Origin of the sequence: Sphaerobacter thermophilus DSM 20745 (assembly GCF_000024985.1) — a bacterium.
In the GTDB taxonomy this organism is placed as follows: domain Bacteria; phylum Chloroflexota; class Chloroflexia; order Thermomicrobiales; family Thermomicrobiaceae; genus Sphaerobacter; species Sphaerobacter thermophilus.
The window spans coordinates 627,877-649,218 of the sequence record NC_013524.1; the positions used below are offsets into that span (position 1 = coordinate 627,877).

Annotated in this window: 19 protein-coding genes; 10 read left to right on the forward strand and 9 right to left on the reverse strand. The window is 66.7% G+C overall.

Features of this window, described 5'->3' with window-relative positions; translation table 11 throughout:
- The first annotated feature begins 66 nt into the window (after nt 1-66).
- From STHE_RS14960 to STHE_RS14970, 3 genes are all read left to right on the forward strand, one after another.
- Nucleotides 67-837 (forward strand): fumarylacetoacetate hydrolase family protein, encoded by a 771-nt coding sequence (locus tag STHE_RS14960; protein ID WP_012873425.1) that lies wholly within the window; start codon nt 67-69, stop codon nt 835-837.
- 67 nt (nt 838-904) lie between these two features.
- The gene (locus STHE_RS14965) at nt 905-1,528 is read left to right on the forward strand and encodes an HD domain-containing protein (RefSeq protein WP_012873426.1); all 624 of its coding nucleotides are present in this window, start codon (nt 905-907) and stop codon (nt 1,526-1,528) included.
- 207 nt (nt 1,529-1,735) lie between these two features.
- Nucleotides 1,736-2,908 (forward strand): MFS transporter, encoded by a 1,173-nt coding sequence (locus STHE_RS14970; RefSeq protein ID WP_012873427.1) that lies wholly within the window; start codon nt 1,736-1,738, stop codon nt 2,906-2,908.
- 4 nt (nt 2,909-2,912) lie between these two features.
- Here the strand turns inward: STHE_RS14970 and STHE_RS14975 are convergent, their stop codons facing one another.
- The 8 genes from STHE_RS14975 to STHE_RS15010 form a co-directional block, all read right to left on the reverse strand.
- Complete coding sequence (locus tag STHE_RS14975) at nt 2,913-3,902, reverse strand: asparaginase (RefSeq protein ID WP_012873428.1); 990 nt, start codon at nt 3,900-3,902, stop codon at nt 2,913-2,915.
- A 60-nt stretch (nt 3,903-3,962) separates the two neighbouring features.
- Nucleotides 3,963-4,793 (reverse strand): ABC transporter permease, encoded by an 831-nt coding sequence (locus STHE_RS14980; protein WP_012873429.1) that lies wholly within the window; start codon nt 4,791-4,793, stop codon nt 3,963-3,965.
- On the reverse strand, nt 4,793-5,698 hold the full coding sequence (locus STHE_RS14985) for an ABC transporter permease (protein ID WP_012873430.1): 906 nt from the start codon (nt 5,696-5,698) through the stop codon (nt 4,793-4,795). Before STHE_RS14985 ends, STHE_RS14980 begins: the two co-directional genes overlap by 1 nt.
- Nucleotides 5,676-6,827, reverse strand: a complete 1,152-nt coding sequence (locus STHE_RS14990; protein WP_012873431.1) for an ABC transporter ATP-binding protein — start codon at nt 6,825-6,827, stop codon at nt 5,676-5,678. Before STHE_RS14990 ends, STHE_RS14985 begins: the two co-directional genes overlap by 23 nt.
- A gap of 96 nt (nt 6,828-6,923) precedes the next feature.
- On the reverse strand, nt 6,924-8,261 hold the full coding sequence (locus tag STHE_RS14995; RefSeq protein WP_012873432.1) for an ABC transporter substrate-binding protein: 1,338 nt from the start codon (nt 8,259-8,261) through the stop codon (nt 6,924-6,926).
- A gap of 96 nt (nt 8,262-8,357) precedes the next feature.
- A complete protein-coding gene (locus STHE_RS15000; protein WP_012873433.1) occupies nt 8,358-9,365 on the reverse strand; it encodes a CobW family GTP-binding protein in 1,008 nt (335 codons plus the stop codon).
- Between the two features lie 21 nt (nt 9,366-9,386).
- Nucleotides 9,387-9,740, reverse strand: coding sequence for a hypothetical protein (locus tag STHE_RS15005; protein ID WP_012873434.1), 354 nt, complete (start codon nt 9,738-9,740; stop codon nt 9,387-9,389).
- A gap of 188 nt (nt 9,741-9,928) precedes the next feature.
- Nucleotides 9,929-10,852: a polysaccharide deacetylase family protein gene (locus STHE_RS15010; protein ID WP_012873435.1), complete on the reverse strand. Its 924-nt coding sequence runs from the start codon at nt 10,850-10,852 to the stop codon at nt 9,929-9,931.
- A gap of 493 nt (nt 10,853-11,345) precedes the next feature.
- Here STHE_RS15010 and STHE_RS15015 point away from each other — a divergent pair, with 493 nt between their 5' ends.
- Nucleotides 11,346-13,013, forward strand: coding sequence for a long-chain fatty acid--CoA ligase (locus STHE_RS15015; RefSeq protein WP_012873436.1), 1,668 nt, complete (start codon nt 11,346-11,348; stop codon nt 13,011-13,013).
- A gap of 539 nt (nt 13,014-13,552) precedes the next feature.
- On the opposite strand, the gene STHE_RS15020 is transcribed toward STHE_RS15015, so the two are convergent.
- On the reverse strand, nt 13,553-14,797 hold the full coding sequence (locus STHE_RS15020; RefSeq protein ID WP_012873437.1) for a CaiB/BaiF CoA transferase family protein: 1,245 nt from the start codon (nt 14,795-14,797) through the stop codon (nt 13,553-13,555).
- 631 nt (nt 14,798-15,428) lie between these two features.
- Between STHE_RS15020 and STHE_RS15025 the strand changes: the two genes are divergently transcribed.
- From STHE_RS15025 to STHE_RS15050, 6 genes are all read left to right on the forward strand, one after another.
- Nucleotides 15,429-16,448 carry a Bug family tripartite tricarboxylate transporter substrate binding protein gene (locus STHE_RS15025; RefSeq protein ID WP_148220120.1) on the forward strand — a complete coding sequence of 340 codons (1,020 nt, stop codon included), beginning with the start codon at nt 15,429-15,431 and terminating at the stop codon, nt 16,446-16,448.
- 9 nt (nt 16,449-16,457) lie between these two features.
- Nucleotides 16,458-16,949, forward strand: coding sequence for a tripartite tricarboxylate transporter TctB family protein (locus STHE_RS15030; protein ID WP_012873439.1), 492 nt, complete (start codon nt 16,458-16,460; stop codon nt 16,947-16,949).
- A gap of 19 nt (nt 16,950-16,968) precedes the next feature.
- Nucleotides 16,969-18,516, forward strand: a complete 1,548-nt coding sequence (locus STHE_RS15035; protein ID WP_012873440.1) for a tripartite tricarboxylate transporter permease — start codon at nt 16,969-16,971, stop codon at nt 18,514-18,516.
- An 80-nt stretch (nt 18,517-18,596) separates the two neighbouring features.
- On the forward strand, nt 18,597-19,763 hold the full coding sequence (locus STHE_RS15040) for a CaiB/BaiF CoA transferase family protein (RefSeq protein WP_245534910.1): 1,167 nt from the start codon (nt 18,597-18,599) through the stop codon (nt 19,761-19,763).
- Nucleotides 19,764-19,873: 110 nt separating this feature from the next.
- Nucleotides 19,874-20,668 (forward strand): enoyl-CoA hydratase/isomerase family protein, encoded by a 795-nt coding sequence (locus STHE_RS15045; protein ID WP_012873442.1) that lies wholly within the window; start codon nt 19,874-19,876, stop codon nt 20,666-20,668.
- Nucleotides 20,669-20,689: 21 nt separating this feature from the next.
- Nucleotides 20,690-21,223, forward strand: a complete 534-nt coding sequence (locus STHE_RS15050) for a gamma carbonic anhydrase family protein (RefSeq protein ID WP_012873443.1) — start codon at nt 20,690-20,692, stop codon at nt 21,221-21,223.
- The last annotated feature ends 119 nt before the right edge of the window (nt 21,224-21,342 follow it).

Here is a 21,342-nt window from a genome sequence, read left to right on the forward strand (position 1 = left end):
TTACGATAACAGGTACGCCCGGTGTTGCCGGGCGCGAGGGGTGTTACGCGGCCGGAGGAGGGACGGATGAAGATCGCACGCTTCGTTGAGGCTGGGCAGCCCCGGCTTGGCATCGTCGAGGACGGGGTCGTGTATCGCGCGGAGGGGAACCTCTTCGACCCCGGTGCATTGCGGCGGGGGGACGCGGTGGGGCCGCTGGAAGAACTAGAGCTGCTGACCCCGGTCCAGCCAGGGAAGATCGTCGCCGTGGGACTCAACTACGCGCTCCACGTGACGGAGAACGATCCGACCCGCCAGGTGCCGGATGAGCCGGTCCTCTTCATGAAGCCGACCAGCGCGCTCCTGCCTCACGGCGGGGTGATTCTCCTGCCGCCGGGCGACCGGATCGACTACGAAGCGGAGCTGTGCATTGTCATCGGCCGCCGCGCCAGCCGCGTGCCGGAGTCGCAGGCGCTCGACTACGTGCTGGGCTACACGTGTGGCAACGACGTCAGCCACCGGGACTATCAGCGCAAAGACGGCCAGTGGGTGCGCGCCAAGGGATTCGACACCTTCTGCCCGCTCGGCCCGGTGATCGCCACCGACCTCGACCCGAACGACCTCGCCATCCAGTCCCGGCTGAACGGCGAGGTGCGTCAGAACAGCCGCACCAGCAACATGATCTTCTCGCCCGCCTTCCTGGTCAGCTTCATCTCCAACGTTATGACGCTGGAGCCGGGCGACGTCATCATGACCGGAACCCCCGAAGGGGTCGGGCCGATGAAGCCGGGCGACACGATCGAGGTCGAGATCGAGGGCATCGGTACGCTGCGCAACACTACCCGCGCCCGGGACTAGTGCGGCGGCAGGCTGTGCGCAGGCCGAGCGTGGAACCGGGCGACGCTGGGGAGGGCGGACGCGCACGATGACCGACCGGTGGGACGGAGTCCTGGACGTGCTGGCACAGGCAGGGGCGCTCAAGCGGCTGGTCCGCCAGGGCTGGGTCGACCGCGGCGTCGAGGAGCCGGAGTCGGTCGCCGACCACAGCTACCGGGTGGCACTGCTGGTCCTTCTCCTCGCTGCGGACGATCCCGCGATCAACCTGACCCGAGCGCTGACGCTGGCGCTGGTCCACGACTTGCCGGAGGCCATCGCCGGGGACGCGACCCCGTTCGACCACGCTCTGGCCTCGCCCGACGCCGCGCCGGAGGAGATCTTCCGTCAGCCTCCCGTCTACTCAGAGGAGGCAGACCGGGCCAAGCGCGCAGCGGAGGAGGCGGCTATCCGGCAGATGACGGAGCGGCTGCCGCCGCGGCTGGCGGATCTCATCGTGGGCGCCTGGGAAGAATACGAAGCAGGCGCGACGCCCGAGGCCCGGCTGGTGCGCCAGGCAGACAAGCTGGAGACCTGGCTCCAGGCGCTTGAGTACCGTGCCGTCCAACCCGACCTGATCATCGAGTCGTTCCGGATCGGCACGCAGGAGGCGGTCACCGACCCGCGGCTGCGCGATCTCCTGGCAGCCATCCAGGCGCGGTTCTCGCACGAGTGACCGACCTCGCATCGAACACCCAGAGGGGAGGGGATCGTTACGGACACCGACACAGGCACCGAGACCCGAGACCAGCGAGAACGATCGGAGAAGACTCGGGAGCGGGCACGGAAGCAGCGCCGCCTGAGTGCGATCACTGGATTCGCCACCCGGCTAACGCTGGGTCGCACCACCCCGCTTCGGGGAGCTGGCGCGCTCGCCGTCCCCGTGTACCGCAACTTCTGGCTGGCCAGCATCGTCTCCAACATCGGCAGTTGGATGCAGTACGTGGCCCAGGGCTGGCTGATCCTGGAGCTGACCAACTCGGCCTTCTACCTCGGGTTGGTCGGCTTGATGCGAGCCGTCCCCGCGCTGTCGATCACTCTGTTCGGCGGGGTGCTGGCAGACCGGCTGGACCGCCGCCAGGTGCTTCTGGTCACACAAGCGGCCGCGGGAATTCTGGCACTGACCCTCGGCCTCCTCGACGCCTTCGGGGCCGTGGCCATCTGGCACATCCTCCTCATCGCCTTCCTCAGCGCCGTGGTCATGGCGATCGACAACCCGACGCGGCAGGCGCTGGTGCCGGATCTGGTCGGCAAGGAGAACATCGCCAGTGCGGTGGGGCTCAACTCGGCTGCCTGGAACGGGGCGGCGGTGGTCGGCCCGGCGCTCGCCGGCCTGCTCGTTGCAGCCATCGGCACGGCAGGGGCCTTCCTGCTCAACGGCGTGAGTTACCTGGCGGTCCTCGCGGTGGTGTACCGCATGCCGGCGCAGCCGCCGAAAGGCGACATGCGCGAGTCGATCCTGCAGAACCTCGTCGCCGGGCTGCGCTATATCCGGAGCGACCGTCGCATCTGGGGTCTGATGCTGGCGATCGGCGTGCCGACCTTCTTCGGCCGGCCGTACCTGCAGTTCATGCCCGTCTTCGCCCAGGATGTCCTACGGGTCGGCGCGGGCGGCTACGGCGCCCTGATGGCCGTCAACGGGATCGGCGCACTGATCGGCGCCATCGCCGTCGCCCCACTTGGGGGGACGAGGCGCAAGGGGTCGCTGCTGCTCGTGGTCACCGCGCTGTTCGGCGCCAGCCTGCTCCTGTTCACCGGCTCTCGGTGGCTGGTCACGTCGATCCCACTGCTGATGGTGATCGGTGCGACGCAGACGCTCAACATGGGCCTGACCAACACGCTGCTGCAGCTCACCGTGCCGGGCGACATGCGCGGCCGGGTGATGTCGGCCTACACGCTGATCCCGATGGGCCTCATGCCGCTGGGGCAGATGGTGACCGGGAGCGTCGGGGCGCGCATCACGGTGCCCCTGGCCGTCGCCATCGGCGCCGGGGTGGTCCTCGCCTTCTCTGTCGCCGCCAGCCGCCTCCTGCCGGCCGTGCGCAAGATGCCGTAGCGCACTAGTCGCCGGTCAGTTGGGCGAAATAGGCACGCACGCGCTCCAGATCCCAGCCGGCGCCCAGCGCGAACATCAGCGCGAGCCGCGCCTTCGGGCCGGAGAGGTCACCGCCCGAGATCACACCCAGCGCCTCGAGCGACTTACCGCCGCCTCGGCCGCCGTAGGTGAACGTCACCCGGCCGCCGGGGCAGCGGGAGACGACCACCACCGGGATGCCGGCTGCGAGCAAGTCGGCGATCGCGTCCTCCCACGGCTCGTACACGTTGCCGGTCCCCGAGGCCTCGACGACCACCCCGCGGGCCTGCCCCTGCAGCGCGGCACGCAGCAGCAGGTCTTCCATCCCAGCGGCCATCTTGATCAGGTAGACACCCGGGACAGGATCGACCAGCGGCAGCGGAGGCGGCGCCTGCGTCGGCTGCCGGCGCAGCCAGACGCCGCGGTCGTCGACGATCCCGAGCGGGCCGAGCCCGGGTGAGATGAAGGTGTCGAGCGCCGTGGTGTGGCTCTTGGTCACGTCGCGCGCCGCGTGGATCTCATTGTTCAAGACCACGACGGTGCCGAGCTGCCGCGCCGCCGGGTCGGCCGCGACCCGGACCGCTGCTACGAGGTTGCGCGGCCCGTCGAACCCCGGTTCGCTGGCATTCAGCATGGCGCCGGTGAAGACCACCGGCCCCTCCGAACCGAGCAGGAGACTGAGGGCGAAGGCCGACTCCTCCATCGTGTCGGTCCCGTGCGTGATCACGACGCCCGCCGTCTCCGGCTCGGCCAGCAGGTCACGAACCGTGCGCGCCAGCGCGGCCATCCGCGCGGGAGTCATGTTCCAACTGCCGACCAGGGAGAACTCGGTCACGCGGATCTCGGCGATCTCGGACAACACCGGAACCTGAGCCACCAGCTCGTCTGCCTTCACCACCGGCACAGCCGCGCCGCTCGCCGGGTCAATGCGGCTGGCGATCGTCCCTCCCGTGGTCACAATCTGGACAACCGGCATACTCGCTCCTGTCGATCTTCACTCCGTGTGCACGTCGCCGCGCGGACCTACCGCATCGGATTACTCCTCGCCAGCCTCCGCGCGCCCGCCCAACCGGCGGAACTGGCCGATCACCGTCGGAATGAAGAGCGCGGCCACGATCACAAAGGTGATCAGGATCGTCAGTGTCCCGAGCGCGTAGAGGTCCGGCTCGATGATCTGCACCGTCAGCATCGCCCAGAGTTGCAGCGGCAAGGTGTTGTCGGACGTCACCAGAACGCTGCGCTCGAATTCGTTCAGGGACAGGGTGAAGCCGAAGAGCGCGGCACTCAAGATTCCCGGCCAGATGATCGGCAGCACGACCTCGAAGAAGGTTCGGGACTCGCTGGCGCCGAGGTCGCGGGCCGACTCCTCCACGCGCGGGTCGAAGCGGTTGAGTACGGCAATCATCACCAGGAACGCGAAGGGCAGCGCCCACACCACATGCACTCCGAGGAGCGCCAGGTGGCCGGGCTGGAAGTTGAGGATGCGCCACCACAGGCTCATGCCGAGGCCGAGCAGGATGCCCGGCGTCATGAGGGCGAGCAGCACCATGGGGAGGAGCGCCGACGATCCTGGGAGTCGCCTCCGGTAGGCGAAGGCGATAACCACGCTGAAGACGGCGGCGATCACACCGGTCTCAACCGCCACCAGCAAGGAGCGCAGGATGGCCTCCTGTAGTTCGGAGGCGCGCACCTGGAACAATCGCGTCCACCAGTGGAACCCGAAGCCGCGCATGGGGAAGGTCATTCCCCCCTGCGGCCCCTGGAGGGAGAGGACCGCCATCACCAGGATCGGCCCGTAGAGGAACAGGAGGATGATAACGAAGTAGAGACCGAGGAACCGGTCGAACCAGCGGCCGCGCGCGCGCATCACAGGTCCTCCCCGATTGCCCCCCAGCGCAGGAGCAGCACGACGCCCAGAACCGTCACCAGGACGAGGATGCTGGCCGCCGCAGCCGCCTGGGGAAACTGCATGTATGTCACGAAGTTCTGGATCGACAGCCCGACGGAGGTAGAAGCGCCACCACCGATCAGCCGGACGGTCGCGAAGTCGCCCATGCTGAGGACGAAGACGAAGACGGCGCCGATCACGATGCCGGGCCGGGCCAGCGGCAGGAGGATCTCCCACAGGATGTTCCACCAGCGAGCGCCCATATCGCTTGCCGCCTCCAGCACCGCCGGCTCAATGGTCGACAGCGAGAAGAAGATCGGCGAGATCATGAAGAGCAAGTACAACTGGGCCATAGCCACCCGGACGGCGAAGTTGGAGAAGAGCAGGAAGTCGAGCGGCGCGGAGATGATGCCGAGCGAAAGCAGCGCCGAGTTGAGGACTCCCTCGCGCCCCATCATGGGGATCCAAGCGACTGCACGGATAAGGAAGCTGGTGAAAAAGGGAGCCAGTGCGATGATAAAGAGCGCGAAGCGGGATCGCAGGTTTGGCACGACGAGCGCAAGGTAGTAGGCGACCCAGAACCCGGCGAGGAAGGTCACGACGGTCGTGATGAGCGCGCTTAGCACGGTATTGACGAGTGTGCTGAAGAACGGACCGGACGTTAGCAGGAGCCGGTAGTTGTCGAGGGTGAACGACTGCTCGAAGCCGGACAGAGTCGGCTGGAAGAAGCTGACGACGAGCACCACCAGCACCGGCACGAACAGGAACACGAGCAGCCACAGCAGAGGCAGGCTCAACAGCAGTGCCCACGACAGATTGGCGGTCAGTCGCCGTCGGCCGAGCGCCGGCACCGGCGCGGCCTCAGGCAGTGAGTAGCTGGACATCAGCATCATCCCAATACAACACCAAGTCGGTTTCGTCCTCCCGGATGTGCTGCCAACTCGTGTCGCTCTCCGGGAGCTTGGCGATCAGCGACAGGCCGCTCGCGGTCTGGCAGTGCAGCTTGACGATGTCACCCAGGTACTCGATGAAGGTGGCCCGCGCCGCCACGCAATTGGGTGGAAGATCCATGGCGGCGGTCGCTTCCGGGCGCACGCGCACCGTGGCCGCCCGGATCGAAGCGTGGACGGGCTGATCGACCGTCAAGGGGTGCGGTACGCCACTGGTCCGCAGCCGCAGGCCATCACACACGACCTCGACAACGTCGCCATCTATGCTGAGAACACGCCCGGCCAGGATGTTGTTGTCCCCCATGAAGCTGGCGGTGAACAGGTTGCTGGGGCGGCGGTACACGTCCTGCGGCGAGCCGACCTGCTTGATCTGCCCGTTCTCCATGACCACGATCTGGTCGGCGATCGCCAACGCCTCTTCCTGGTTGTGCGTCACGTGAATGAAGGAGATCCGCAAGCGGCGCTGGAGCGTGCGGAGCTCGACCCGCATCCGGAGCTGGAGGAGCCGGTCCAGGTCTCCCAGTGGCTCGTCGAGCAGGAGCACCGTCGGCTGGGTAACCAGGGCACGCGCCAGCGCGACGCGCTGCTGCTGCCCTCCGGAGAGTTGCTTCGGGAACCGATCGCGCAGGTTGGAGAGGTCCATGAATTCCAGGGCCTCGGAAACCCGCTGCTCTCGCTCCGCCGGGGGAAGGCCTCGCATCTTCAAGCCGAACTCGACGTTCTCCGCCACCGTCTTATGCGGAAAGAGAGCGTAGTGCTGGAAGACGGTCGAGATGTCGCGCTGGGCAGCAGGGACGTCGTTGAGCCGCACTCCGTCGAGCAGGATATCGCCTGCGTCGGCCATCTCGTGGCCACCGATCATCCGCAGGAGGGTCGTCTTGCCGCAGCCGGATGGGCCGAGCAGGACGACGTAGCTGCCACCGGGAATTGTCAGATCGATGTGATCGACGGCCGTGGTCGCGCCGAAGCGCTTCGTGACGCCGCGGAGTACCACCGTCCCCCGCTGGCCGCCGGCCGCCACTCCCTCCTCCGAGGGACGCTCATCCTGAGCCAGGATCGCCACTGTTCCGTGCTCCTCACGCTCGCACGAGTTGCGCACCTAGGCTGGGAACCGCAGCCGGTGCGCCAGGTTCCCCCAGCGCACCGGCCAGCGCAGGTCCTACGAAGCCAGGAACTCGTTCCACTTGGTCACGAGGTACTGGTGCTCGTCCATGACCGAGTTCCACACGGCAATGTTGGATACCCGCGTCACGAGATCGCCACCGTCGCGAACCGAGCCCGCCTTGGCGACGACAGAGCCAAAGGGATCCAGGAGATCCTCGGCGGCCGGCTTGCCGTCGTACCAATAGTCCCAGTCAGCCTGGGAGAGGTGACGTTTCACATTCTCCGGGATGCAGAAGTAGTAGCCCTGCCGGGCAACGACTGCGCCAGCCCAGCCGTTGAGCCACCAGTTGAGGTACTCATAGCAAGCGTCGAGGACCTTGTCCGACGCGTTCTTGTTGAGCATCATCCCACCGTACCAGCCGCGATAGCCCTCCTTCGGGCTGGCGTAGACGACCGGTACGTCGCGCACCTGGAGCGCGGTCACGGCCGGCGACCACATGCTCTCAACGACCACTTCACCGCTGGCCATGAGGTTGACCGACTCGTCGAACGAGTTCCAGAAAGCACGGAACTGACCCGCCCGCTTCTGCTCGATCAAGATCTCCATGATTGTGTCGATCTCCTCGCGGGTCATGTTGCCGATGTTCTGGAAGGTGGCTAACCCAGCGGCCTGTGCGCCGAGGGCGAGGTCCATCAACCCGGTCGAGGGGTCACTGTAGAGCCCGATCTTCCCCTTGTACTTCGGATTGAATAGGATCGCCCAGGAATCGACGTCCTCTTCGTCGACCAGATCACTGCGGTAGCCGAACGAGTCGACATTGAAGGTCAGTGGGAGCATGGAGATCTGCTCGGTCGGGATGGAGCCGAGCGTGTTGTCGGGCTGAACGTAGAGGATGCGGTACGGCGCGTCGCCATCCCCCTCCTTGGCTTCCGGCGTCAGCTTCCCTTCTTTCGGCATCGGTGAGATCTTGTCCCACTCCTGGATGCGGTTGATATCGATGGGAGCGGCATTGCCGGATCCCCAGACGATCTTCACCGAGTTGAACCACTGGTCGTAGAGATCCCACGACTGGGGCTGGGTCGCTGCCTTCTGCTGCGCGGCAGGGCCATCGTTTACGTCGTATTCGAGCTTGATCCCGAGATCCTTCTCGGCCTGCTCGCGGATGGGCTCCAGCAGCGTCACCCCGGTGCCCACCACGCGGAGGGTGACGCCGGTGATGACAGCCGGGGCCGGAGAGCCCGAGGCTGTGGTCGGCTGGGCACCGCCCCCACCCGATCCGGTTTGGGTAGGCTGGCTCGCCTCAGACGAACCGCACGCGGCGAGGAGCGAGGCCCCGAGCGCTCCAGCGGTTAACTGTAGGAACGATCGACGCGAGAACCCCCGTTGCTTCATGTTCTTTCTCCTCAGCCCTGGTATCATCGAATCCGAGGACAACAGGCCTTAGTCTCACCGCGTGCGTGTCGCTACATCGTCGCTCCTTCCCGCGAGCTACGCAGACTGCGCCGCATTCTGGAAGGCGTGCAAGGATTCCTCGATCAGATCGATATCAAGGTCGCGCGTGATGACGACGATGCGGCTACGCCGGTCGTCGTCGGGCCACTCCCGCAGGTGGCGCGGCGCGTGGATGACGTGCTGCACGCCTTCAAGCACCAGCGGCCCACCCTCGCCGCCCACGTTCAGGAAGCCCTTCATCCGCAGGATGCGGCTGCCGTGGCGATGGAGCAGCATGGTGAGCCAGACGCCGAACATATGCCAGTCCAGGGGACGGTCGATCACGATGCAGCGGGACGCGACGGCGCCCATTCCATGAGCGACAACCGGCGCCGGTTCCGGTCCCGTGCCGTCAGCGCTGACCGCTTCCAGCGCCCCAAGCCCGGCCACGCCGGCAGCCAGCAACCGGTCGAAGTCGGTGCGACCGAACGCGCTGTCGAGCACCATCGCGCTCGGGTTGATCGCCGCCAGCGTGGCCCGCAGCTCGTCGACGACCTCCTCCTCGACGAGGTCCAGCTTCGTCAGGATGACCGCGTCGGCCGCGGCGATCTGGCGCACTGCTTCCCCGTAAGTTGCGAGATTCGTCTGTCCGCTGACCGCGTCGAGCGTGACCGCCAGGCGCTCGACCCGGAAGTGGTTGCGCACGACCGGGTCGGACACGATCGTGTGCACAATCGGCACCGGATCGGCCAGGCCGGTCGTCTCGATCACGACGCGGTCGAAGCGCGGGATGGCACCGCGGTCGCGCTTGCTCAGAAGCTCTCGCAGCGCGTGCGCGAGATCGCTACGCATGCTGCAGCAGATACAGCCGTGGTCGAGCAGGACCGTGCGCTCATCGGTCTTGCGGATCAGGTGGTGATCGATGCCAACCTCCCCAAACTCGTTGACGATGATCGCCACCTCTCCCGCCAGCGGGTGGCGCAGGAAACGACGGAGCAGGGTCGTCTTGCCACTCCCGAGGAAGCCGGAGACGATGAGGACCGGGATCCGGTTCTCGACACTCACAGGCGACAGGCCTCTCCAGGCTTACGCACCGCGCCGCAGGGCAGCCAGCAGGTTGGGATCGAGGGGGTCGAGCGGGGCCCCAAGCATGTCCTCGGCGGCCTCCCACACCTGGGCCAGGTCCGGCACGACGGCCGAATTCCCCTTCCGGTCGCGCACGATGTAGCTGCTCCCCTCCCAGTCCTGAAGGGTGATGCCCCAGGCCCGCAGCGCCGTGCTCGCCATGCGCGCCCGGCGCGCCCGATCCCGCAGCCGCTGCCCGCGCCGCGCCATGTGGACCTCCATGACGACGGTGCCATCAGGCTGATCCGGAATCTCGTCGGCACCGACTTCGGACCAGTGATCTTCGGTCCAGAGCACTCCACACAGGACACACACGTCGGGCCACTCCGTTCAACCGGGCGTGGCCGCCGGGTCCGCGTGCCCGGCGGCCACGCTCCTAATCTCTTTGGGATAAGGCAGTACGAACCTCGTGGTCTGCGACAGGGACGCTGCCCGACACCTGTGGAGTGGGCGAATGCCCGAGTCCCGTCCCACGTCGGGCGCGCCCCCGTGCGGACGACACGCTAGTCAGCGACCCACTCCTCGATGACGCTCTCCGGCCGGGCGCTGCCGGTGCGCGGGTAGCGCTGGGCGAAGTCGTCGGCGATCTCCTCGAAGGTCACCCAGCGGACTCCCGGATGCTGGTTGATGTAGGAGATCAGCCGCTCGTGCATCAGCAACACCTGCGGCCGGCCGCTGACGTCCGGGTGGATCGTCATGGCGAAGACGGCGTAGTCGTACTCCCGGTACACCCAGTCGAACTGGTCCCGCCACAGTTGCTCGATGTTGCGCGGGTTTTCGAACCCGTAGCTGTTGGGAGACTTCTTGACGAACATCATGGGCGGGAGATCGTCAAGGTACCAGTTGGCCGGGATCTCGATCAGGTCGGTCTCCTCGCCGCGCACCAGCGGCTTCATCCACGCCTCGGCCGGCTGGGAGTAGTCGATCTTGGTCCAGGAGTCCCCAACCCGGGCGTAGAACGGGTGGAAGTCGTTGTCCATGCGGCTGTGGTCGTACTTAATGCCGTGCTTCAAAAGGAGGCCGACCGTCGCCGGGCTCAACTCCCACCAGGGAGCCACGTAGCCGACCGGTCGCCGCCCGGAGAACTGCTCGATCAACTCGATACAGCGGACCAGGACCGCCTCTTCCTGCTCCGGCGTCATGGCGATCGGGTTCTCATGCGAGTAGCCGTGGAGGCCGATCTCGTGTCCCGCGTCCGCCACCATCTTCATCTGCTTGGGGAACGTCTCGATCGAGTGGCCAGGGATGAACCAGGTGGTCCGGATACCGTACTTGTGGAACAGCTTCAACAACCGGGGGCTACCGATCTCACCAGCGAACAGACCGCGCGTGATGTCGCAGGGTGAGTCCTCGCCGCCATAGGAGCCGAGCCAGCCGGCAACTGCATCCACGTCAACGCCGTAGGCGCAGAGGATCTCCTTCGCCACTGGAACCTCCTCGAACTACGTCACGTTCCGAGACACCAATACCCGCGCATCTGTGCACAATTGACAGAGACGCGGACCTATCCTGAGATTTGCGAGTATCTGCATCGTAGCATAGGCCCACACAAACGTCAACGCAGTCCTGGCTCCGTTTCCGCACCTCCGTCGTGAGAGGCGGCACCGATCCCAGTCACACAATGCCCGGTATTACCTCCATCCGCCATTCTTGGCGAACCCGGCGGCATCCCCTCTGTGTCCCTCCTTCCCATCGCGCTCGCCACGGATTGCACACAACCGCCATCCCCGAGCCCATCTCGCACGCTTCTCGGCCCGGATACAGCGCGCAAGCATCGCGCCTTCTGGTTGCCCTTGCCGGAAATCCGGTACAGAATGGAAGCATCATCGGGCAACAATCCACGGACTGGAGACGCACACGCACCACCCCTCCCCTCGCTACCGGCAACCCGGCCGACGACGGACGACGAAGGAGGTTCGCATGGACGGCCTGATGATGGACTTCCCGCTGATCCTCCCAACCATCCTGCGCCGCGCCGAGACGATCTTCGGGGACAGAGAGATCGTCAGCCGGCAGCCGGACCGCAGCCTCCACCGCTACACCTACGCCGATATGGCCCGGCGCGCGCGGCGGCTGGCTGCGGCGCTGACCGCACTCGGCCTGCGCCCCGGCGACCGGGTCGGCACCTTCTGCTGGAACCACCACCAGCACCTGGAGGCCTACTTCGGCATCCCGCTTTTCGGCGGTGTGCTCCACACCCTCAACCTCCGGCTACACCCCGACGACGTGGCTGCCATCATCACCCACGCCGAGGACCGCGCCATCCTGGTTGACGCCGTCCTGCTGCCGATCTTCGAGAAGATCTGGCCGAAGGTGGCCGTGGAGCACCTGATCGTCATCGGCGACGGCCCGCTGCCCGAGGGCGCGATCGCGTACGAGAACCTGCTGGCGTCAGCCGACCCGGAGGGGTTCGTCCCGCCGGAGATCCGCGAGCAGCAGGCCGCGGCGATGTGTTACTCCTCGGGCACGACCGGCCGGGCCAAGGGGGTGCTCTACTCCCACCGCGCCATCGTGCTCCACTCGCTGGTCAGCGCCACCGCCGACGCGGTCGGACTGCGCGAGGCGGACGCGGTCATGCCGGTCGTGCCGATGTTCCATGTCAATGCCTGGGGCCTGCCCTTCACCGGAACCCTGGTCGGAGCCAAGCAAGTGCTGCCCGGCCCCTTCCTCAACCCGCCCAGCTTGATCGACCTGATCGAACGCGAGCGGGTGACCATCACCGCCGGGGTGCCCACCGTCTGGCTCGGGGTGCTGCAGCACCTCGACCAGAATCCAGGCGCACACGACGTCTCCAGCCTGGCCCGCATGATCGTCGGCGGACAGGCAGCGCCGGAGGGGATGATCCGTGCCTACCAGGAGCGACACGGGATCGACGTGGTCCACGCCTGGGGCATGACCGAGATGAGCCCGCTGGGGACCATCACCTACGTACCGAGCAGCCGCCGCGATGCGCCGGCCGAGGAGCAGTACCGCTACCGCGCCAAACAGGGCCGGCCGCTCCCGCTGGTGGAGATCCGCGCCCGTGGCCCCGAGGGGCTGGTGCCTTGGGACGGGAAGACCATGGGCGAGCTGGAGGTACGCGGCCCGGCAGTCGCCCGCGCCTACTACAACAACCCGGAGGGCGACACCCAGTTCACCAACGACGGCTGGTTCCGCACCGGCGACATCGTGACCATCGACCCGCTGGGCTACATCGAGATCACCGACCGAACCAAAGACGTAATCAAGTCGGGCGGGGAATGGATCAGCTCCATCGCGCTGGAGAACGCGCTGATGGCCCACCCGGCCGTGGCCGAGGCGGCGGTGATCGCAGCAGCCCATCCGAAATGGCTGGAGCGGCCGGTAGCAGTGGTCGTGCTCAAGGAAGGGCACACCGCCACTGAGACGGAGTTGCTGGCCCACCTCGCACCGCACTTCGCCAAGTGGTGGCTGCCGGACGCCGTCCTGTTCGTCGACGAGATCCCACGCACCTCGACCGGCAAGTTCCTCAAGTCCGCCCTGCGCGAGCAGTACCGCGACGTGCTGCGAGCATCGGCCATACCCCCCGCGCCCGAGCACGCCGCCTCAGTCGAGACGAGCGAGGGGTGAGGTCCATCGCCCGGCGAAGCGGGCCGGCGGAACGATTTGGCGTGCGGCGGCCTGAGCCGCGGCTTTGGTAGCGCGCGGCATGATGCTGCGCTACGGTTGGTTTCGTACCGTCATCGGGACGCGAGATGGGTGACGCGAGGGGTGTCGCGCGGTGGCACGTGCCCGGGGGTAAACCCCCGGGCTCACAATGAAAGCCCGCTAAAGCGGGCTGGGGACATGGGGGCTCACATCCGGATGATAGGGTGTTCACCACCCGTCGCGTGCCCGGGGGTAGACTCCCGGGCTGAGAACGCGAAGCCCACTGAAGGGGCTAGAGACGCGGTCCCCGGTGGAAGACCGGACCGGATACGCCTGATGGTAGCCATCACAGCCCCTTCAGTGGGCTTACCCATCTATTTAGCCCGGCGGCTTTAGCCCCGGGCACGAACCGGGCGGCGGGAACCTTATCACCTGGGGGTCGATCCCGCTCTGCTCCAGTCGGCTTTAGCTGGCTTTCCGTTGTCAGCCCGGGGGTTTACCCCCGGGCCCCAACCACGCGCCTACGGCTCCTCTGTGCCCGGAGTTGCTGGGCCGGAGCGCACAATCCCGGCCTCCCGCAGGCGCTCAATCTCGTCGTCGGAGATGCCGATTTCGCGGAGGATCTCGTCGGTGTGCTCGGCGAAGAGCGGCGGCACCCGGTGCAGCCCCGCCGGCGTCTCACTGAACTTGACCGGAACCCCCAGCAGCCGCACCGTCCCCATCGTCGGGTGCGCGCGCTCGACCACCATCTCCCGGTGCCGCACCTGCGGGTGCTCCAGCGCCTGGTCAACCCGGTAGATCGGCCCGCAGGGGATCCCCGCCTCGTTGAAGATGCGCTCCCACTCGTCCGCGGTCCGCGCCTGCAGCTTCTCGCTGATCAGGTCCGCCAGCAGCAGGCGGTTCTCGTGGCGCGCCCCATTGGTGGCAAAGCGCGGATCGGTCAGCCACTCCTCGGTGCCGAGGATCTCGCACAGCTTCCGCCAGCGCTTCTCCCCGGTCGCTCCCAGCGTGAGGTAGCCGTCCTTGGCCCGGAAGACCCCGTACGGCGCGTTGATCGGGTGGTGGTTCCCGGCCGGCGGCGGGGTGCCGGCGCCATTGAGGTAACGCACCGCCTGGAACGACATCAGCCCGACCATGCACTCCAGCAGCGAGGTCTGGATGTGCTGACCGCGACCGGTGCGCTCCCGCGCCTGGAGCGCCGCCAGGACGCCGTAGGCGCCGAAGAGGCCGGTCACCAGGTCGGCGATGGGGATACCCACGCGCACCGGCTCGCCCCCCTCGAAGCCGGTGACGCTCATCAGCCCCGAGACGCCCTGGATGATCTGGTCCAGACCGGGGCGGTCGGCGTAGGGGCCGTCGGCCCCGAAGCCGGAGATCGAGCAGTAGATGATGCGCGGGTTGAGCGCCGAGACGCGCGCGTAGCCGATGTTGAGGGCGTCCATCACCCCCGGGCGGAAGTTCTCGATGACCACGTCGGCCTCCGCCGCCAGGCGGCGGAAGATCTCCTGCCCCTCCGGACGCTTGATGTCCAGCGCAAGCGAGCGCTTGTTGCGGTTGGCTGAGAGGAAGAAGGCGCTCTCGCCGTGGAAGAACGGTGGTCCCGAGGCCCGGCCGTCCTCGCCGCGATCCGGGTTCTCGATCTTGATCACATCGGCACCGAGGTCGCCGAGCCACATGGCGCAGGTCGGCCCCGCCTGGTGCCGCCCCAGGTCCAGTACACGCACCCCCGCCAGCGGCATCGGCTGAGATCGTTCCTGCTCCGGCACGTCAAACTCCTTCCACAGCCACCGTCACGCCCGAAATTGGCCTGGTGTGTTCCCGAGCCCCCGGCCCCGCATAGTCTATACCTGCCGGCGCCGCGTCACGTGCCCGAGGTTGCTTTGCTCGGTACAGACTCGCGTCGAGTCCGCCGGGGGCACGCGACGCTGCGTAGCACGAGAGGGCAACCGTCGATAACAGTCAGGTGTGGGGAAAACCTGGAGAACCGACAGAATCGGGCGTACCACGCGTCAGCCCACCCATGATGGAAACATTCGCTTCACTACTTGCGCATCGCTCACTTTACCAGCGACCAGAGACAGGCGTCAATACCGAGGATACGGTGACGCAACCTCAATCTTGGTGGTGGTCACGCCTCTCAGAGAAGCAAGGCCGCCGTGATCCCCGACCGATGGATACAGGCCGGACTTGACGCCCGCCAATGATTCCTCTACAGTGACAACAAGCGCGAGACAAATAACGGTGTACGAGCTATCACGCTATACCGAACATGTGTTAGCGGCAGCTACTAGCTTGCGCTGTCGCTGCTTGCTCAGTTCCCGTGAGTCGGCCGGGGTACCGACGAAGCGCGGACCGCCGGAGGTGTCAGCGGTGGGACACCGATTGGGGGATGCGGAGATGGAGCGTGATCGTAAACCGAGCGGGGGCGGCTGGAGGTTGCTGGTTGCCGTAACCCTGATAGCGTCGATAACGCTGGCGGCATGCGGCACGGCCGCCGGACAGGCCCGTGGCATTCCGGACGACTACCCCGACAAGGCCATCGAGCTTGTCGTCCCATACGCCCCAGGCGGCGGCTCGGACAACATGGCCCGGACCATCACAGCGATTCTCCAACGCGAGGGGATCTTCACCAAGACCATCAACGTGGTGAACCGCGAGGGAGGCAGCGGCACCGTCGGTCAGACGTACGTCGCCGGTAAGAAGGGCGACAACTACACGATCATGACGATGACCTCCGGCATCATCACCAACGAGTTCGTGCTCGATACGGACATCACCTACCGAGATTTCACCCCGATCGCGAGGCTGGCGCTCGACCAACTGCTCATCATCGTCCGGGCCGACTCACCCTTCCAGACGATCGAGGATCTGATCAATGCCGCGAAGGAGACGCCGGATGGCGTGAGTTGGGGTGGCACGGGCCTCGGCGGAGAGGACAGTCTGCTGCTGGCGCAGATCGAGAAGGAAGCCGACGTCCAGCTCAACTACATCAGCTTCGACAGCGGCGGCGAGGTCCAGGCGGCGTTGCTCGGCGGTCATATCGATGTCGCCTCGGCCAACCCCAACGAGGTGCTCGGGCAGATCGAGGCCGGTGAAATCCGCGCCCTGGCGGTCGCCGGCCCCGAACGGCTTGGCCAGCTTCCTGACGTACCGACCCTGAAGGAGAAGGGCATCAACGCGATCTACGAGCAGACGCGCGGGATCCTCGGGCCACCGGACATGGACCCTGCAGCGGTCGAGTTCTGGGCGGAGATCTTCCGCCAGCTCTCCGAATCGGAGGCCTGGCAGACCGAATTCATCGAGGCCAACATGCTGCGCTCCGGGTATCTGGGGCCTGAGGACTACCGGAAGGCGATGGACGAAGAGTCCGCAACCGTCAAGGAACTCATCGAGGAGATGGGTCTCGGATCGAATTAGGGGTAGCTCATGCGGCTGGCGGAATACATCGCAGCGATCGCGGTGGCGGCGCTGGGGATCGCTGCCATCGGCCTCGCGCGCCAACTGCCGTATCGCGCCGAATTCGGCGTCGGCCCCGGATTCTTCCCGCTGTGGCTGGGCGTGGTGCTGGTCATCCTCTCGGCGGTCCTGGTTCGGAGCATCTGGCAAGCGGACCGGCAGCCGGCGACCCCAAGTGAGCCGGCAACCGACGAGCCGGCCCCGAACCAGATCATCCCGGCAGCCGAGGCCCGCAAGCCGTGGCTGATCTTCCTGGTCAGCACGGCCGCGGTCGTGTTGCTCTTCTCCTACCTCGGGATGGTCATCTCCATGGGGTTGTTCATGCTGGTTACGGTGCGTTGGGTGGCCGGCCGGTCATGGCGCGCGAGTCTCGCGTACGCCGTCCTATCCCCGATCGCGTTCTACATTGCCTTCGGCGTCTTGCTCTCAGTGCCGCTCCCAGTGGGGCCGTTCGGATTCTAAGGACAGAGAGTAGGGCGGCGTGATTGATCTGCTCCAGAATCTGCTCCACGGCTTCGCGGTCGCGCTCACACCCACAAATCTGCTCTTCGCGCTGATCGGTGTGTTCGCCGGGACAGTCATCGGCGCCCTGCCCGGCATCGGCACCGTCGTCGGCGTGTCACTGCTGCTGCCGCTCACGTTCGGCATGGATCCGACCAGCGCCATCATCATGCTGGCCGGCATCTACTACGGCGCCCAGTACGGCGGCACGATCAGCTCCGTGCTGGCCAACATCCCCGGCGAGTCGGCAACCGTCGTGACGACCCTGGACGGGTATCAGATGGCACGCCAGGGCCGGGCGGCGAAGGCCTTGGGCATCGCGACCATCGGATCGTTCATCGCCGGGACATTCGGCGTGGTGATGGTGACCCTCCTCAGCCCGGTCCTGACCCGCGTCGCCCTCCAGTTCGGCCCTCCCGAGTACTTCGCCCTGATCCTGCTCGGCTTCACCGCGATCTCCGCCATCAGTGGCCGCTCGCCCGTCAAGGGACTGATCTCGGTGACCGCCGGGCTGCTCCTGGCCACCGTCGGCCTGGATGTCATGTCGGGTCGGCCACGCTTCACCTTTGGGCAGGACTGGATGCTCGACGGCTTCAGCTTCCTGGTCGTGGCCATCGGGCTCTTCGGCCTCGGTGAGATCCTCGAAGGGATGATGAAGCCGGGCGGGCACCCGGTGGTGCAGGCGCCGCCAAGCTGGCGCGATGCGCTGCCGTCGGCCGCCGACTGGGTCCGCTCGCGCTGGGCGATCGTGCGCGGCACCGTCGTCGGGTTCATCGTCGGCATTCTGCCAGGCGCCGGGTCGACGCTGGCGTCGTTCATTGCCTACAGCGTGGAGCGCAAGGCTTCGAAGCACGGCCACGAGTTCGGCAAGGGGGCCATCGAGGGCGTCGCCGCGCCCGAGTCCGCCAACAACGCCGCCTCGGCCGCCGCGATGATCCCGCTGCTCACCCTGGGCATCCCCGGATCAGGGACAACGGCGGTGCTGCTCGGCGGATTCCTCCTCTGGGGCCTTCGGCCCGGACCCCTCCTGTTCACCGAGCACCCGGACTTCGCCTGGGGCCTGATTGCCAGCATGTACATCGGCAACGTCATGCTGGTCCTGCTCAACATGTTCGCCATCCCGCTCTTCGCCAGTGCGCTTCGGGTGTCGTACCCGATTCAGGCATCCTTCATCGTGATGTTCGCCGTGGTCGGTGCCTACTCACTGGGGAACAACCCGATCGACGTGCTCTTCATGGGGATCTTCGGCCTGCTTGGGTTTATCATGAAGCGGCTCGACTTCCCGGCGGCCGGATTGATCCTGGGGTTGGTCCTCGGCCCGCTGGCAGAGCAGAACCTGCGTCGGTCACTCACGCTCTCGCACGGCGATTGGTCGATCTTTTTCACCCGCCCCATCTCCGGCGCGCTGATGGTCCTGGCCATCACGGCGCTGCTGTGGCCGGTCATACGCAGCCAGATCATCGAGCGCTGGCGCGGAGGAGTCGAGCCTGAGCCAGAGCCCGAGGCCGGACTCACCGACGGCGATTAGATCCGGCACAGGCTGACGACGTTCAGCGGTCCTTTGGATTGAGTAAGGGGGGCAGGTCGTTGTCGGGACCATTCGCGGGAGTGAGAGTCCTGGACCTTTCACGCATCCTCAGCGGACCCTACTGCACCATGGTGCTCGCCGACTTCGGCGCGGAGGTCATCAAGGTCGAGCGCCCCGGCGCCGGCGATGACACGCGACACTGGGGACCACCCTTCGTCGGGGGCGAAAGCGGCTACTTCCTCAGCATCAACCGCAACAAGAAGAGCATCACCGTCGACATGAGCACGCCGGAGGGGCGAGAGATCATCTACCGCCTCGCCCGCACCGCCGACGTGGCCATCGAGAACTTTCGGCCGGGCACGGCCGATCGCCTGGGCATCGGCTACGAGCGGCTGCGCCAGGAGAACCCCAGCATCATCTACTGCTCCATCTCCGGCTTCGGTCAGACCGGCCCCTACCGGGACCGGCCCGGCTACGATGCCCTGGCGCAGGCCATGAGCGGCATGATGGCGATCACCGGAGAGCCGGACGGCCCGCCGATGAAGCACGGGATGTCGATCGCTGACATCGGCGCCGGCATGTGGGCGGTCTTCGCGATCGCTGCGGCGCTTTACCACCGCGAGCGAACGGGAGAAGGCCAGGCCATCGACGTCTCGCTGCTCGACGCGCAGCTCTCCTGGCTGACCTACGCGGCCGGCAACTACTTCGCCTCCGGGAAAAACCCCGGTCGCTACGGCTCCGCCCATCCCAACATCGTCCCCTACCAGCCGTTCGCCACGGCCGACGGCTACATCATGCTGGCGGTCGGCAACGACCGGCTCTGGCAGCAGTTCTGCCAGGCGGCTGGCCGGCCTGAGCTTGCGGACCAGCCCGGTTTCCGGACGAACGCCGAGCGCGTGACGAATCGCGCGGACGTCGTCGCCACCGTCGGCGCGATCATGGCGCAGCGAACGACCGCGGAGTGGATGGAGCTGCTGGAGCGCGCCGGGGTGCCAGCCGGGCCGATCAACACCGTCGAGCAGATCCTGCATGACCCACACGTGCTCGCCCGAGAGATGGTCGTCACCCTCCAGCATCCGACCGCCGGTGAGGTCAAGACCGTGGGGATCCCGGCCAAGCTGTCGGACACGCCCGGAACGGTTCGCTCGGCGCCGCCGCTGCTCGGCCAGCACACGGACGAGGTCCTCGCGGAACTCGGCTACGACGCCGCCGCGATTGCCGACCTGCGCGAGCGCGGCATTGTCTAGCCACTGGGCCATGGCCGACTCGGGGAAGGAACGCGTCACTTCGCGGTCCCACCGGGAACACCGCGATAGCCACGAGCCGGGTCAAAGGAGAGGACAGGGAGCGATAGACGATGACGACCGACCCCGCAAACGAGATCCTGTTCGAGGTGGATGGCCCGGTCGCCACCATCACGTTCAACCGGCCCGAGGCCATGAACGCGATGACGTGGAACATGTACGACCGGCTGATCGAGTACTGCGACATGATCGACGAGGACGACCGTATCCGCGTCGTCCACCTCAAGGGCGCGGGCGACCGCGCCTTCGTCGCGGGCACCGATATCAGCCAGTTCCGCACCTTCGACGACCCGGAGGACGCCATTCAGTACGAAGTCCAGACCGACGAAGTCGGGAACCGGCTGGAGCGGGTCCGCAAGCCCGTCATTGCAGTGCTGCGCGGCTACTGTGTCGGCGGGGGCGCGGGGCTGGCGTTGGCTGCCGACTTCCGCTACGCCACGCCGGACCTGCGTTTCGGCATTCCGATCGCGCGCACCATCGGCAACTGCCTCTCGATGCGAAGCTACAGCCGGCTCGTGTCGTACGTCGGGCCGATCAAGGCCAAAGAGATGCTCATGCTTGCCCGGCTGCTGAACGCGGAGGAGGCGCTGCAGCTCGGCGTCGTGACCGAGGTGGTCCCGGCCGAGCAGTTGGAGACCCGAGTGGCCGAGGTGACCGAGCGGCTGCTCTCGCTCGCCCCCCGGACGCTGAGCGCGACCAAAGAGGGCATCCGCCGCATCGTCGAGCAGCAGGCGCTCGACACCCACGAAGGCGAAGACCTGATTATCTCGTGCTACATGAGCGAGGATTTCCGCAACGCAGTCCAGGCGTTCGTCGAGCGGCGCAAACCGGTCTGGACTGGGCGGTAGCGCGAAAGGAGCAGCGACCCTATGCCCGTTCGCCCCTTCCGCGGTAAGCACCCCGAGATCGATCCCAGTGCCTACGTTGCCGACGGCGCCCAGATCATCGGTGATGTCGCACTCGGCCCGCACGCGAGCATCTGGTTCAACGCGGTGCTCCGCGGCGACGCCGACCGGATCGAGATCGGGGCCGGGAGCAACATCCAGGACGGTGTGATCGTCCATGCCGACCCTGGCTTCCCCTGCCGGGTGGGGCGCGACGTGGTGGTCGGCCACGGTGCGATCCTCCACGGCTGCGAGATCGGTGACGAGTGCCTGATCGGGATGGGGGCGATCATCCTCAACGGCGCCCGGCTCGGGCCCGGCTGCGTCGTCGCGGCCGGAGCGCTGGTGCCGGAGGGGAAGGAGTTCCCGCCCCGCTCGCTACTGATGGGCGTACCGGCGACGGTCAAGCGCAGCGTCAGCGACGAGGACCTGGCCGCCACCCGAGCCGGTGCCGCCCACTATCGGGAACGCGCCACCCTCTACCGGGCGGAGTCGGGGGACACCGAGGGCCGGGGATGAATGCCGACACCTTGCGCATATCGCAACGTTCATGACGCGTGACGCCTCATCCTTGCTATGGCAGGAAATGTGCGCTAGGATAGCAATATCAGCCTCTCAAGAATAACGGCGGACAGGCG

Coding starts and splice junctions, on each gene's coding strand:
- STHE_RS15025 (WP_148220120.1), top strand. CDS start 15,429: ATGGAGCGTGATCGTAAACCGAGCGGGGGCGGCTGGAGGTTGCTGGTT.
- STHE_RS15015 (WP_012873436.1), top strand. CDS start 11,346: ATGGACGGCCTGATGATGGACTTCCCGCTGATCCTCCCAACCATCCTG.
- STHE_RS15050 (WP_012873443.1), top strand. CDS start 20,690: ATGCCCGTTCGCCCCTTCCGCGGTAAGCACCCCGAGATCGATCCCAGT.
- STHE_RS14995 (WP_012873432.1), bottom strand. CDS start 8,261: ATGAAGCAACGGGGGTTCTCGCGTCGATCGTTCCTACAGTTAACCGCT.
- STHE_RS14975 (WP_012873428.1), bottom strand. CDS start 3,902: ATGCCGGTTGTCCAGATTGTGACCACGGGAGGGACGATCGCCAGCCGC.
- STHE_RS14985 (WP_012873430.1), bottom strand. CDS start 5,698: ATGTCCAGCTACTCACTGCCTGAGGCCGCGCCGGTGCCGGCGCTCGGC.
- STHE_RS15030 (WP_012873439.1), top strand. CDS start 16,458: ATGCGGCTGGCGGAATACATCGCAGCGATCGCGGTGGCGGCGCTGGGG.
- STHE_RS15045 (WP_012873442.1), top strand. CDS start 19,874: ATGACGACCGACCCCGCAAACGAGATCCTGTTCGAGGTGGATGGCCCG.
- STHE_RS14965 (WP_012873426.1), top strand. CDS start 905: ATGACCGACCGGTGGGACGGAGTCCTGGACGTGCTGGCACAGGCAGGG.
- STHE_RS14960 (WP_012873425.1), top strand. CDS start 67: ATGAAGATCGCACGCTTCGTTGAGGCTGGGCAGCCCCGGCTTGGCATC.
- STHE_RS14980 (WP_012873429.1), bottom strand. CDS start 4,793: ATGCGCGCGCGCGGCCGCTGGTTCGACCGGTTCCTCGGTCTCTACTTC.